At 63.3% G+C, this 13,037-nt stretch carries 12 protein-coding genes and 1 rRNA gene; all 13 read left to right on the forward strand.

Going from position 1 to position 13,037, the window contains the following annotated elements:
- The first annotated feature begins 77 nt into the window (after window positions 1-77).
- Window positions 78-485 carry a flagellar basal body rod protein FlgB gene (gene flgB, locus AC3FKG_RS28845; protein ID WP_483712520.1) on the forward strand — a complete coding sequence of 136 codons (408 nt, stop codon included), beginning with the start codon at window positions 78-80 and terminating at the stop codon, window positions 483-485.
- A gap of 15 nt (window positions 486-500) precedes the next feature.
- Window positions 501-908, forward strand: coding sequence for a flagellar basal body rod protein FlgC (flgC, locus tag AC3FKG_RS28850; RefSeq protein ID WP_483712518.1), 408 nt, complete (start codon window positions 501-503; stop codon window positions 906-908).
- A gap of 24 nt (window positions 909-932) precedes the next feature.
- Window positions 933-1,613, forward strand: coding sequence for a flagellar hook assembly protein FlgD (flgD, locus tag AC3FKG_RS28855; RefSeq protein WP_488744775.1), 681 nt, complete (start codon window positions 933-935; stop codon window positions 1,611-1,613).
- Between the two features lie 67 nt (window positions 1,614-1,680).
- Complete coding sequence (flgE, locus tag AC3FKG_RS28860) at window positions 1,681-2,937, forward strand: flagellar hook protein FlgE (protein ID WP_483712516.1); 1,257 nt, start codon at window positions 1,681-1,683, stop codon at window positions 2,935-2,937.
- Between the two features lie 28 nt (window positions 2,938-2,965).
- Window positions 2,966-3,709, forward strand: coding sequence for a flagellar basal-body rod protein FlgF (gene flgF / locus AC3FKG_RS28865; RefSeq protein ID WP_488744776.1), 744 nt, complete (start codon window positions 2,966-2,968; stop codon window positions 3,707-3,709).
- A 75-nt stretch (window positions 3,710-3,784) separates the two neighbouring features.
- The gene (gene flgG / locus AC3FKG_RS28870; protein WP_483712513.1) at window positions 3,785-4,570 is read left to right on the forward strand and encodes a flagellar basal-body rod protein FlgG; all 786 of its coding nucleotides are present in this window, start codon (window positions 3,785-3,787) and stop codon (window positions 4,568-4,570) included.
- Window positions 4,571-4,580: 10 nt separating this feature from the next.
- Complete coding sequence (gene flgH, locus AC3FKG_RS28875; protein WP_483714404.1) at window positions 4,581-5,279, forward strand: flagellar basal body L-ring protein FlgH; 699 nt, start codon at window positions 4,581-4,583, stop codon at window positions 5,277-5,279.
- The gene (locus tag AC3FKG_RS28880; RefSeq protein WP_483712511.1) at window positions 5,263-6,432 is read left to right on the forward strand and encodes a flagellar basal body P-ring protein FlgI; all 1,170 of its coding nucleotides are present in this window, start codon (window positions 5,263-5,265) and stop codon (window positions 6,430-6,432) included. Before flgH ends, AC3FKG_RS28880 begins: the two co-directional genes overlap by 17 nt.
- A complete protein-coding gene (gene flgJ, locus AC3FKG_RS28885; RefSeq protein WP_488744777.1) occupies window positions 6,432-7,478 on the forward strand; it encodes a flagellar assembly peptidoglycan hydrolase FlgJ in 1,047 nt (348 codons plus the stop codon). Before AC3FKG_RS28880 ends, flgJ begins: the two co-directional genes overlap by 1 nt.
- Window positions 7,479-7,609: 131 nt before the next feature.
- A complete protein-coding gene (gene flgK / locus AC3FKG_RS28890; RefSeq protein WP_483712509.1) occupies window positions 7,610-9,505 on the forward strand; it encodes a flagellar hook-associated protein FlgK in 1,896 nt (631 codons plus the stop codon).
- A gap of 35 nt (window positions 9,506-9,540) precedes the next feature.
- Entirely contained in the window at window positions 9,541-10,755 is a 1,215-nt protein-coding gene (flgL, locus tag AC3FKG_RS28895) for a flagellar hook-associated protein FlgL (RefSeq protein ID WP_488744778.1), read from the forward strand.
- A gap of 255 nt (window positions 10,756-11,010) precedes the next feature.
- Entirely contained in the window at window positions 11,011-11,226 is a 216-nt protein-coding gene (locus AC3FKG_RS28900) for a hypothetical protein (RefSeq protein WP_488744779.1), read from the forward strand.
- Between the two features lie 273 nt (window positions 11,227-11,499).
- A 16S ribosomal RNA gene (locus AC3FKG_RS28905) occupies window positions 11,500-13,031 on the forward strand.
- Window positions 13,032-13,037 lie beyond the last annotated feature (6 nt).

A 13,037-nucleotide genomic window follows, 5' to 3' on the forward strand; every position in this document is an offset into this window, starting at 1 on the left:
TGAACCTAAGATGCGATCCCTGAAGAAGGTCGCCCTTCGTCGTTTGCCTGAAGGTTGCTCCAAACGGAGATGCTTACATGATTGACAGACTCGACGCGGCATTTCGCTTCCAGCAGGAAGCGCTGAGCCTGCGGACCCAGCGGCAGTCGGTGATTGCCTCCAACATCGCGCACGCGGATACCCCGGGCTACAAGGCCCGCGATTTCGATTTCTCGAACACGCTGGCGCAGACCATCGAGCGCGGCCACCGTCCCGAAGGCGTGTCGCTGTCGACCACGTCCGTGCGTCACTTGCCGGCGCAGGCGCCGACCCGCGACGACGCCGACCTGGCCTACCGCATTCCGCTGCAGTCGAGCGTCGACGGCAACACGGTCGAAATGGATACCGAGCGTGTGGCGTTCGCCGACAACTCGGTGCACTTCGAGTCCAACCTGACCGTGGTCAGTTCCAAGATCAAGACCATGCTGGCTGCGATCCAGCAGTAAGCGCCGGAGAGACGCATGCCAGCAATGAATATCTTCGACGTCGCGGGCTCGGCCATGGCGGCGCAGTCGCAGCGCATGAACGTGACCGCGTCCAACCTGGCCAATGCCGATAGCGTGGTCAGCCCCGACGGGCAGGCCTACCGCGCCAAGCAGGTCATCTTCGGCATGGCACCCACGCCCGGCCAGAGCGACGTGGGCGGCGTACAGGTGCAGGGCGTGATGGAAGACCCGTCTCCGCCGCGCCTGGTGCACAACCCCACGCACCCCATGGCCAATGCCGAGGGCTACGTGGTGATGCCCAACGTCAACCCGGTGGAGGAGATGGTCAACATGATCTCGGCCTCGCGTTCCTACCAGGCGAACGTAGAGGTGCTGAACAGCGCCAAGAACATGATGCTCAAGACGCTGACCATCGGCCAGTAACGACAACGGAATTTTCGACGCGACATGACTACTACCTCCTCGGTTAACGGCACCGGCAGCACCAGCAGCACTTCGGGCATCAACGACGCCCTCAAGAGCGGCAGCGCAAGCGCGGCGGACCTGCAGAACAACTTCCTCACGATGCTCGTGACGCAGATGAACAACCAGGATCCGCTCAATCCGATGGACAACTCGCAGCTCACCTCGCAGCTGGCGCAGATTTCCACCGTGAGCAGCATGCAGACCATGAACACGACGCTGAACCAGTTGCTCGGCCAGGTCAGCGCCAGCCGCGCGATGGATTCCGCGTCGCTGATCGGCCGCACGGTGATGGTGCCGGGTTCCCACGTATCGGTCGCGGACGGCGTGGCCGGCAAGCTCGGCGTCGACCTGCCTTCCACCGCCGACGCCGTGACCGTCAACGTGCTCGACAAGGACGGCAACGTGGTGCGCACCATCGACATGAAGGGCCAGACCGCCGGCGTGCACGACATTGCCTGGGACGGCAAGAACGACGCCGGCACTGCTGTGGCCGACGGCGACTACACCTTCAAGGTCAATGCCACGGCCAACGGCGCCTCGGTGCAGCCGGTCGCGCTGATCTACGGCAAGGTCCAGAGCATCAGCGGCGATTCGACCGGCGTACTGGTGGATGTCGGCAACGGCCAGACCGCGGGCGTGGATGACGTCCGTCGCATTCTCTAATCCTCGGCGGCCCGCGCAGGATGCGCGGCCAGCGTAACGACACTTAGCTTGATAAAGGATCTACACCATGGGTTTCGGTCAAGGGGTAAGCGGCCTTAACGCCGCCGCATCCAATCTGGACGTGATTGGCAACAACATCGCCAACGCCAACACGGTCGGCTACAAGCAGTCCGCCGCGCAATTCGCCGACGTCTACGCCGGTACCAAGATCGGCCTGGGCACGCGCGTGAATTCGGTGGTGCAGTCGTTCAACCAGGGCAATATCGAGGCCACGGGTCGTTCACTGGACGTGGCGATCACGAGCGGCAGCGGTTTCTTCCGCCTTAGCAACCCCGACGGCTCGATCTACTATTCGCGCAACGGCCAGTTCCAGCGCCAGGACGACGGACGCCTGACCAATATGCAGGGCCTGCAGGTCACCGGCTACCCGGCTGGCGTGACGCCGGGCGGCGGCGTGCAGCCGCAGCCGATCGTCATCAGCAACGCGCAGATGGCAGCGCGTGCCACCACCAGCATTGCCGCGCAGTTCCACCTGAAGTCGGACAACGTCACGCCGCCGACCACGGCGTTCGCGACGACGCCGGCAACGGGCACCACGCCGGCCGTGATGCCGACCAGCGACATGTTCAACTACAGCACCGCGATCAACGTCTATGACTCGCTGGGCAACAAGCAGCAGGTGATGGCGTACTTCGCCATGCAGGACCGCACCGCCACGCCGCCCGCCAATGCCGGCGGCACCGACTGGAAGATGTACATGACCGACATGAACGGCAATGTCCTCAGCGGCTCGCCGGTCACCCTGTCGTTCACCGACTCCGGTGCCCTGACGTCTCCGGCCGCCGGCGCAACCAGCATCGTCATTCCGGCTGCGAACGGTGCCCAGCAACTGTCGATGGCGCTGAACCTGACCGGCACGACGCAATCGAGCGGCGATTTCGAGGTGTCGAAGCTGAGCCAGAACGGCTACACCTCGGGCAGCCTGCTGGGCTACTCGGTCAATTCGGACGGCTCCATCACCGGCAGCTATTCGAATGAACAGACCCAGTCGCTGGGCACGATCGCGCTGGCCGCCTTTGGCAACGTGGAAGGCCTCAAGCCCGAGGGCGACAACGTCTGGTCGGCCACCGGCGCGTCCGGCCAGGCCCTGCTGGGTACCGCGGGGGGCAGCCTGGGCACGCTGCGCTCCAACGCCGTGGAAGCCTCCAACGTGGATCTCTCGGGCCAGCTGGTCAACCTGATCGTCGCACAGCGCAACTACCAGGCCAATGCGCAGACCATCAAGGCGCAGGACACGATCATGCAGACCCTGGTCAACCTGTAACACCAACTGCCCGAGCTGAAACGCTGCCATGGACCGCATGATCTACACCGCCCTGTCGGGCGCCAAGCAGATTCTCGACCAGCAAGCCGCTGTGTCGAACAATCTGGCCAACGTCTCGACGCCGGCATTCCGCGCGCAGATCAATATGTACCGCGCGGTGCCGGTGGTGGGGCAGGAGTCGCCTACGCGCGCCTTCACGCTGACCTCGACGCCGGGCGCCGACATGCGCGCCGGCCCGCTGACCTACACCGGCCGGGCGCTCGACGTTGCCCTGCAGGGCAACGGATGGCTGGTGGTGCAGGCGCGCGATGGCAGCGAAGCCTATACCCGCGCGGGTTCGCTGCAGGTCGCGCAGGACGGGCAGGTGCAGACCAGCAACGGCCTGACGGTGATGGGCGACGGCGGCCCGCTGTCGGTGCCGCCGGGTTCGCAGGTCACCATCGGCAGCGACGGCACCATCACCGCGCGGGGTCCGGGCGAGGCTTCCGCCGGCCTGGCCCAAGTCGGCAAGCTGCGTGTGGTGAACCCGCCGGCAGACGCGATTGCGCGCGGCGATGACGGCTTGTTCCGCCTGCGCCCCGGCGCGCAACCGCTGGAGGCCGATCCGACCGTGCGCGTGGTGTCGGGCGCGCTGGAAGGCAGCAACGTCAATCCGACCGAAGCCATGGTCGACATGATCGCTAACGCGCGCCGCTTCGAGATGCAGATGAAGATGATCACCGGCGCAGACACGAACGACCAGCGCGCCAACCAGCTGCTCTCTACCAACTGAAGCGGCCGCGCCGCCAACCCGTGAACACATGACTCGCCGCCGCCAGCGGCGCGACGCAGGACACCAAGGAACCACATGATCCGCTCTCTCTGGATTGCCAAGACCGGCCTCGATGCGCAGCAGACGCAGATGGACGTGATCTCGAACAACCTCGCCAACGTCTCCACCAACGGCTTCAAGCGTGGTCGCGCGGTGTTCGAAGACCTGATGTACCAGAACATCCGCCAGCCCGGCGCGCTGTCGTCGGACCAGACCACGCTGCCTTCGGGCCTGCAGCTGGGCACCGGCGTGCGTCCGGTGGCCACGGAACGCATCCACACCCAGGGCAATCCGCAGCAGACCGGCAATGCGAAGGACGTGGCCATCATCGGCCAGGGCTTCTTCCAGGTGGCGATGCCCGATGGCACCACGGCCTACACGCGCGACGGCTCGTTCCAGGTCGACCAGAACGGACAGATGGTGACGTCCAGCGGCTTCGTGATCCAGCCGGCCATTACCGTGCCGGCCAACGCCACGTCGATGACCATTGCCCGCGACGGCACGGTCTCGGTGACCCAGCCCGGATCGAGCAACAACGTGCAGGTCGGCCAGCTCCAGCTCGCCACCTTCATGAATCCGACCGGCCTGGAAAGCATGGGCGAGAACCTGTACGTGCAGACCGATGCCTCGGGCGCGCCCAACACCACCGTGCCGGGCCTGAACGGCGCGGGCGTGCTGCAGCAGAACTACGTGGAAGCCTCCAACGTCAACGTCGTGGAAGAGCTGGTCAGCATGATCCAGACCCAGCGCGCCTACGAGATCAACAGCAAGGCGGTGCAGACATCGGACCAGATGCTGCAGCGCCTGACCCAGATGAGCTGACGGAGCGATGATGGCCAACATGCTTTCCCGCCTGGGCGCGCGCGTTCTGTATTGCGTGGCCGGCCTGGCATTGCTGGCCAGCGGCGGCTGCGCGCTGATGCCGCGCGAGCCGCTTGTACAGTTGCCGACCACAGCGCGCGCCGAACCGCGTCCCATGGGGCCGGCAACCGGTTCGATCTTTGCCTCCTCTTACGCCGGCAATCCGCTGTTCGAGGACCGCCGTCCGCGCAACGTCGGTGACATCCTGACGATCGTCATTACCGAGAACGTCAACGCCACGAAGAACTCGGGCACCAATGCCAGCCGTACCGGCAACACTTCGCTGGCCTTCGACGCCGTGCCCAAGGCACTTGCAGGCCTGTTCAGCAGCAGTTCGAACGCCAGCATCAATGGCGCCAACGGGCTGAAGGCCAGCGGTGGCGCCAGCGCGGCCAACACCTTCAACGGCACCATCACCGTGACCGTGCTGGAGGTGCTGGCGAACGGCAACCTGGTGGTGTCAGGCGAAAAGCAACTGGCCATCAACCAGGGTGCGGAATTCATCCGCTTCTCGGGGGTGGTCAATCCCCGCACCATCACCGGCGACAACGGTGTGCTCTCCACCCAGGTGGCCGATGCCCGCATCGAGTACACCGCCAAGGGCTACATCGACGAAGCACAGAACATGGGCTGGCTGCAGCGCTTCTTCCTCAATGTCTCTCCGTTCTGATCCGTCCATGTCCGCTCCGATGCTTGCCCGTTTCCTGTCGAGCCTGCTCAAGGCCAGTATCACGGCGCTGACCGTGGTGGTGGCGTTCGGCTTTGCCGCCAACTTCGCCCACGCGGAGCGCCTGAAGAACCTGGCGACGTTCCAGGGCGTGCGCGACAACCCGCTGGTGGGCTACGGCCTGGTGGTCGGCCTGGACAATACCGGCGACCAGACCATGCAGACGCCGTTCACCACGCAGAGCCTGACCAACATGCTCTCGCAGCTCGGCATCACGTTGCCGGCGGGCAAGAACATGCAACTCAAGAACGTGGCCGCGGTGATGGTGACAGCCACGCTGCCGGCGTTTGCGCAGCCGGGCAGCCAGCTCGACATCGTGGTGTCATCGATGGGCAATGCCAAGAGCCTGCGCGGCGGTACGTTGCTGATGACGCCGCTCAAGGGCGCGGACGGACAGGTCTACGCGATTGCGCAGGGCAATATGCTGGTCGGCGGTGCCGGGGCCTCGGCCAACGGCAGCAAGGTACAGGTCAACCAGCTGGCGGTGGGCCGCATTGCCAATGGCGCCATTGTCGAGCGCGCGGTCGCGGCGTTCCAGCCTGACGGCGGCATCATCAACCTGGAACTGAAGGACACGGATTTCGGCACGGCCGAGCGCGTGGTGGAGGCCATCAACCGCTCGATGGGCGGTGGCGTGGCCGCCGCGCTGGACGGGCGTGTCGTACAGGTGCGCGCACCGGCGTCGCCCGCGGCACGCGTAGGCTTCCTGGCCCGCATCGAGAGCATCGACGTCACGCCGGCGAAGGCCGCGGCCAAGGTGATCCTGAACGCCCGCACGGGTTCCATCGTGATGAACCAGGCTGTGACCGTGGATGACTGCGCTGTGGCGCACGGCAATCTTTCGGTGGTGATCAATACGCAGCCGGTCATCAGCCAACCTGCACCGTTCAGCGGTGGGCAGACCGTGGTCGCGCCGGTGTCGCAGATCGACATGAAGCAGCAGGGCGGATCGCTGCAGATCGTGAAGGCCGGTGCATCGCTGGCGGCCGTGGTCAAGGGGCTGAACGCGCTGGGTGCGACCCCCGCGGACCTGCAGACCATCCTGGAAGCCATGCGTGCCGCCGGAGCGCTGCGCGCCGAGCTGGAGATCATCTGATGGACAGCGGCATTTCCGCGCAGGCGAATCTTTCGCAGCGCTTCGCGCTGGACACGCAGGGCTTCGAGGGGCTCAAGCAGAGCGCGCGCAATAGTTCAGACCCGGGCACGCTGCGTGCCGCGGCCAGGCAGTTCGAGGCCGTGTTCACGCAGATGGTCCTCAAGAGCATGCGCGATGCCACGCCGCAGGACGGTGTGTTCGACAGCGAGCAAGGCAAGCTCTACATGTCGATGCTCGACCAGCAGCTCGCGCAGCAGATGTCGTCACGCGGCATCGGCCTGGCGGAAGTGATGGTGCGTCAACTGGCGCGGGCTACCGGCGCGCAGGATCCTCAGGGCATGATCGGCGCTACCTCCGCGCCAGGTGCCAAGGGCACCGCCGCGGCCGACGCCGAGATGGCGCAACTGCTGGACAGCCGCGGCGCCAGCGCAGCCGCTGCGTCCGATGGCGATGTGCCTGCGATCGGCACCGTGGTGCCGGGCACGAGCTGGAACCCGATGGCGGGCCTGCGTCAATACCGCTCGCAGGACTATGACGGGCAGGGCCAGGGGCAGGGAGAAAGCAGCCTCGGGCCGTTGCCCGACGATGCGCCGGCTCACGTCACGGCCTTTGTTTCGCGCATGTCCGGCCCGGCGGAGGCGGCATCGCGCGCAAGCGGCGTGCCGGCAAGGCTGATCGTCGGACAGGCCGCGCTGGAATCCGGCTGGGGCCGGCGCGAGATCGCGCACCCCGACGGCAGCACGACCTTCAACGTGTTTGGCATCAAGGCCGGGGCAAACTGGAAGGGCCGCGTGGCCGAAGTCACGACGACCGAGTATGTCGACGGCCAGCCGCAGAAGGTGCGCGCGCGCTTCCGCGCCTATGGCTCGTATGACGAGGCCTGCGCCGACTACGCGCGCCTGCTGACCAACAATCCGCGCTACTCGGCGGTGGTGTCGGCAGGCTCGGCCGACGAAGCGGCGCATGGGCTGCAGCGGGCGGGATACGCCACGGACCCGGCCTACGGGCACAAGCTTGTGCAGATCATGAAGAAGGTGTCGGCGTAGGCACTCGCCTAGCCTGCCCTGGCATCCGGATGGCCCTAAAGACTGCCACCCCGATTGCCGATAACTAGCACATTCCCTGCCTCCGCGCCGATGTGCCGGAGACAACCAACAGCATCCGGGGTCAGCGCGACATGTCTCTCTTCAACATTGGTCTTTCCGGTCTGAACACTGCGCAGAACGCGCTGACGACGACCGGCCACAACTTTGCCAACGCGGCCACCGATGGCTACACGCGGCAGAACACCATCGTGGCATCGTCCGGCGGCCAGTACACCAGCCAGGGATTCTTCGGCCAGGGTTCGAATACCACCACGGTGATGCGCGTCTATGACGAGTTCCTGACCGGCCAGTTGCGTGGCGCCCAGTCGACCAGTTCGTCGCTGTCGACTTACTCCGACCAGATCAGCCAGATCGACAACCTTCTGGCCGACCAGAAGGGCGGCCTGGCACCGTTGATGCAGAAGTACTTCGCCGCCGTGCAGGCCGTGGCCGATACCCCCGCGGACCCGGCAGCACGCCAGGGCATGCTGTCGGCCGGCCAGGCACTGGTGGGCCAGATGCGTTCGGCCAGCAATTACTTCGATCAGCTGCAATCCGGCGTCAACACGCAGGTCGGCACCGCCGTCGACCAGATCAATGCCTATACCAAGCAGATCGCCACCATCAACGGAGAGATCACCAAGCTGAAGGCGGCCTCCGGCGGCCAGCCGCCCAACGACCTGCTGGATCAGCGCGACCAGGCCGTGGCCGAGCTGACCAAGCTGGTCGGCGCCAAGGTCGTGGTCCAGGACGGTGGCACCTACAACGTGTTCGTGGGCAATGGCCAGCCGCTGGTGATGGGGACGGATTCCTACGATCTGAAGGCAGTTGCCTCGGCGGCCGATCCGAACCGGACGGTGGTGGGCTACACCCTGCCCAACGGCGCGGTATATGAAAGCGAACCGGGTTCCATCAATGGTGGATCGCTGGGCGGGCTGCTGCAGTTCCGCACCGAGACGCTGGACTCGGCACAGAACGCTATCGGCCGGCTGTCGCTGGCGATCGGCCAGTCCTTCAATGACCAGCACAAGCTGGGGATGGACCTGAACGGCAATGTCGGCACCGACATGTTCAAGCTCGGCACGGCGACGACGCTGCCCAACGCCAACAACACTGGCAGCGCCCAGGCGCAGGCCAGCATTACCGACGCCTCGGCATTGACGACGAGCGACTACACGCTGAAGTTCGACGGGACCAACTACACGGTCACGCGCCTGTCGGACAAGCAGGTCACGACGACGACGACCATGCCGGTCACCGTGGATGGCTTCACCGTGCAGATGACCGGTACCATGGCCGCGAATGATTCGTTCGTGATCCAGCCGACCCGGCATGCGGCGGCGGGATTCGACATGGTGATTACCGATCCGGCCAAGATCGCGGCGGCATCGCCCGCGCGCGCCGATGCCGCGAGTACCAATCTTGGCACGGGTACAGCCACGCTCGGCAACGTTGCCCAGGGCTTCACGCCGCTGACGACCCCGATCACCGCTATCTACAACGGTACCGGCTACGACTTCAAGGATTCCACCGGCACTCTGCTGTCGCCCCAGCCCGCCGGCGTGCCCAACGGTGCCAACACAGACTACAAGATCGGCGGCCTGACTTTCAGCTTTGGCGGCGCCCCAAGGGCCGGCGATACGTTCACGCTGGCTTCCAATACCGGCGCGGTGAAGAACAACGGCAACGCACTGGCGCTGGCGAAGCTGCAGAACGCCAAGACCATCGGCGGCGTGTCGAGCTTCAACGACGCCTATGCCGAGCTCGTCAACGACGTCGGCACGCGCGCGAAGTCCGTGCAGATCGCGTCCACGTCGCAGGACAGCATCACGGCTCAGATCCGCACGGCACAGCAGTCGGTGTCGGGCGTCAACATGGATGAAGAAACGGTTTCCATGCTCAAGTTCCAGCAGCTCTACCAGGCCAACGCCCGCGTGATCCAGACGGCCAGCACGCTGTTCGACACCATCATCGGCATTGGCCGGTAAGCGGACCAGATCAAGAATTCGAGAAGGAACAGACTATGCGCGTCGCAAGCTCCACGCTTTACCAGCAAGGCCTGGCCTCGATGAACCTGCAGCAGTCGTCGCTGCTGCACATCCAGCAGCAGCTCGGCACTGGCCGCAAGGTACTCACGCCCTCCGACGATCCGGTTGCCGCCACGCGCGCGCTGACTATTTCGCAGGCCAGCGCGGTCAACGGCCAGTACGCCACCTCGCGCACGCAGGCCAATATCGCGCTGGGCACGGAAGAAAACACGCTTTCCACCGTGACCACGGTCACGCAGAACATCCAGACGCTGCTGGTGCAGGCCGGCAACGGTACGATGAGCGACGTGGACCGCGCCTCGCTGGCCACGGCACTCCAGGGCCAGTATGACCAGCTGCTCGGTCTGGCCAATGCCGACGACGGCAATGGCCAGTACCTGTTCGGCGGTACGAACTCCGGCTCCGCGCCGTTCGTGCAAGGTGGCGCTGGCGTCCAGTACGTCGGCAATACCGAGCAGCAGCAGTTCCAGGTGGACGTGTCTCGCCAGATGCCGGCCGGCAGCAATGGCCGCGAAGTCTTCCAGAGCGTGCAAAGCTCGGCCGGCTACGTGCTCCAGGGCAATAGCGCGAACACCGGCACCGCCACCTATGGCCAGGTATCCACGACCGACCCGACCAATCCGCTATACGGCACTGCGCTCACGTTGTCGTTCGACGATAGCAGTGGCAGGATGCAGTACACCATCAAGGATCCTTCCGGGGCCGCGGTGGCTGGCACGCCGATGAATTACACCGACCCCGGTCAGATTTCCGCGGCTGGCATTACCTTCACGGTCAAGGGCACGCCCAAGAATGGCGACACCATTTCCATGGACCCGGCCAGCCAGGGCAGCACCGACATGTTCGCCAACTTGAAGTCGGTGATCGACGCCCTGCGCAAGCCCACGACGACCGACGCAGACTCGGCCAACCTGTCGAACACCCTCGCCACCGGCCTCCGCCAGTTCTCGAACTCGCTGGACAATGTGCTGACCGTTCGCGCTTCGGTGGGTTCGCGCATGCAGGAGCTGGATGCGCTGAACACCATCGGCACCAACCGGGGCCAGTCGTACTCGGACACGTTGTCCAGCGTTCAGGACCTGGATTACGCTGCGGCAATTACCGAGTACTATCAGCGCCAGACTGCGCTGCAAGGTGCGCAGCAATCGTTTATGCAAATTCAGAGTATGAATTTGTTTAAATATTTGTAAGGTCCGGGTTCCCGTTGGTCCATCGCCGTGCCGTGCGGCGATGGACCAACTCCTCGGACGCAAGCTCGATCGAGCAATTGGGAGTGTCGACCGCAATGGTGTCGCCATCCTCCTCTCAGGCAATCGCGCCGCCCATCGCCGTTTCCGGCGAGACACACAGCAACATCATCTAACGCTCGCGGCCCGCCCCAAGACGTGGGCGCGCTGACCCCCATCGCATGAGAGAACGATGGCTGGCCACACCGGGAGTGGCGTTTGCGACTCATTGCAGGTATTCCCGGTGTGGCCAGCCTTCAGGTGCTTAACGGGGCGCATGAAGTTTTCTTTCGTCAAGACTTGCAACTTGGCCTTGGCCGCATTACTATTCGCTCCCCGCTCGCAGAGCACCGCGCAGCGGGCAGGGATTTTCTGGCAGAAACTCAAATGAGTACGCCGTCCAGAATAAAGAATTTTTCGGAAGTAGTTGCATAATCGCTGAAAGTTCTTTATAGTCTCGCTTCTTCGCTGCTGACGCAAACGCAGCGACGCAAAACGGCAAAGCCGGTTGCGCAGTTCTTTAACAATCAAACAACCGATAAGTGTGGGCGCTTGATAGCGGATGCGAAAGACTTCGGTCTTTTAGCTTAAAAGTTATACAGTGCTCGCACAGCAAAACGTGACTGGATTTTCGGATCTGGTCAGTCAGTTTTCTGAGAGTGAGCGACCGCTCGAAAGAGCGAGGACCTTCGGGTCCACACAGAGATTGAACTGAAGAGTTTGATCCTGGCTCAGATTGAACGCTGGCGGCATGCCTTACACATGCAAGTCGAACGGCAGCACGGGCTTCGGCCTGGTGGCGAGTGGCGAACGGGTGAGTAATACATCGGAACGTGCCCTGTCGTGGGGGATAACTAGTCGAAAGATTAGCTAATACCGCATACGACCTGAGGGTGAAAGCGGGGGACCGCAAGGCCTCGCGCGATAGGAGCGGCCGATGTCTGATTAGCTAGTTGGTGGGGTAAAGGCCTACCAAGGCGACGATCAGTAGCTGGTCTGAGAGGACGATCAGCCACACTGGGACTGAGACACGGCCCAGACTCCTACGGGAGGCAGCAGTGGGGAATTTTGGACAATGGGGGCAACCCTGATCCAGCAATGCCGCGTGTGTGAAGAAGGCCTTCGGGTTGTAAAGCACTTTTGTCCGGAAAGAAAACCTCTGCCCTAATACGGCGGGGGGATGACGGTACCGGAAGAATAAGCACCGGCTAACTACGTGCCAGCAGCCGCGGTAATACGTAGGGTGCGAGCGTTAATCGGAATTACTGGGCGTAAAGCGTGCGCAGGCGGTTTGATAAGACAGGCGTGAAATCCCCGAGCTTAACTTGGGAATGGCGCTTGTGACTGTCAGGCTAGAGTATGTCAGAGGGGGGTAGAATTCCACGTGTAGCAGTGAAATGCGTAGAGATGTGGAGGAATACCGATGGCGAAGGCAGCCCCCTGGGACGTCACTGACGCTCATGCACGAAAGCGTGGGGAGCAAACAGGATTAGATACCCTGGTAGTCCACGCCCTAAACGATGTCAACTAGTTGTTGGGGATTCATTTCTTCAGTAACGTAGCTAACGCGTGAAGTTGACCGCCTGGGGAGTACGGTCGCAAGATTAAAACTCAAAGGAATTGACGGGGACCCGCACAAGCGGTGGATGATGTGGATTAATTCGATGCAACGCGAAAAACCTTACCTACCCTTGACATGCCACTAACGAAGCAGAGATGCATTAGGTGCCCGAAAGGGAAAGTGGACACAGGTGCTGCATGGCTGTCGTCAGCTCGTGTCGTGAGATGTTGGGTTAAGTCCCGCAACGAGCGCAACCCTTGTCTCTAGTTGCTACGAAAGGGCACTCTAGAGAGACTGCCGGTGACAAACCGGAGGAAGGTGGGGATGACGTCAAGTCCTCATGGCCCTTATGGGTAGGGCTTCACACGTCATACAATGGTGCGTACAGAGGGTTGCCAACCCGCGAGGGGGAGCTAATCCCAGAAAACGCATCGTAGTCCGGATCGTAGTCTGCAACTCGACTACGTGAAGCTGGAATCGCTAGTAATCGCGGATCAGCATGCCGCGGTGAATACGTTCCCGGGTCTTGTACACACCGCCCGTCACACCATGGGAGTGGGTTTTGCCAGAAGTAGTTAGCCTAACCGCAAGGAGGGCGATTACCACGGCAGGGTTCATGACTGGGGTGAAGTCGTAACAAGGTAGCCGTATCGGAAGGTGCGGCTGGATCACCTCCTTTCCAGAG

Source organism: Cupriavidus sp. 22TCCZM04-2 (genome assembly GCF_057798895.1).

What these genes read in the sequence shown, in the direction of transcription:
- flgB (WP_483712520.1), top strand. Translation starts at nt 78, where the DNA reads ATGATTGACAGACTCGACGCGGCATTTCGCTTCCAGCAGGAAGCGCTG.
- flgC (WP_483712518.1), top strand. Translation starts at nt 501, where the DNA reads ATGCCAGCAATGAATATCTTCGACGTCGCGGGCTCGGCCATGGCGGCG.
- flgD (WP_488744775.1), top strand. Translation starts at nt 933, where the DNA reads ATGACTACTACCTCCTCGGTTAACGGCACCGGCAGCACCAGCAGCACT.
- flgE (WP_483712516.1), top strand. Translation starts at nt 1,681, where the DNA reads ATGGGTTTCGGTCAAGGGGTAAGCGGCCTTAACGCCGCCGCATCCAAT.
- flgF (WP_488744776.1), top strand. Translation starts at nt 2,966, where the DNA reads ATGGACCGCATGATCTACACCGCCCTGTCGGGCGCCAAGCAGATTCTC.
- flgG (WP_483712513.1), top strand. Translation starts at nt 3,785, where the DNA reads ATGATCCGCTCTCTCTGGATTGCCAAGACCGGCCTCGATGCGCAGCAG.
- flgH (WP_483714404.1), top strand. Translation starts at nt 4,581, where the DNA reads ATGGCCAACATGCTTTCCCGCCTGGGCGCGCGCGTTCTGTATTGCGTG.
- AC3FKG_RS28880 (WP_483712511.1), top strand. Translation starts at nt 5,263, where the DNA reads ATGTCTCTCCGTTCTGATCCGTCCATGTCCGCTCCGATGCTTGCCCGT.
- flgJ (WP_488744777.1), top strand. Translation starts at nt 6,432, where the DNA reads ATGGACAGCGGCATTTCCGCGCAGGCGAATCTTTCGCAGCGCTTCGCG.
- flgK (WP_483712509.1), top strand. Translation starts at nt 7,610, where the DNA reads ATGTCTCTCTTCAACATTGGTCTTTCCGGTCTGAACACTGCGCAGAAC.
- flgL (WP_488744778.1), top strand. Translation starts at nt 9,541, where the DNA reads ATGCGCGTCGCAAGCTCCACGCTTTACCAGCAAGGCCTGGCCTCGATG.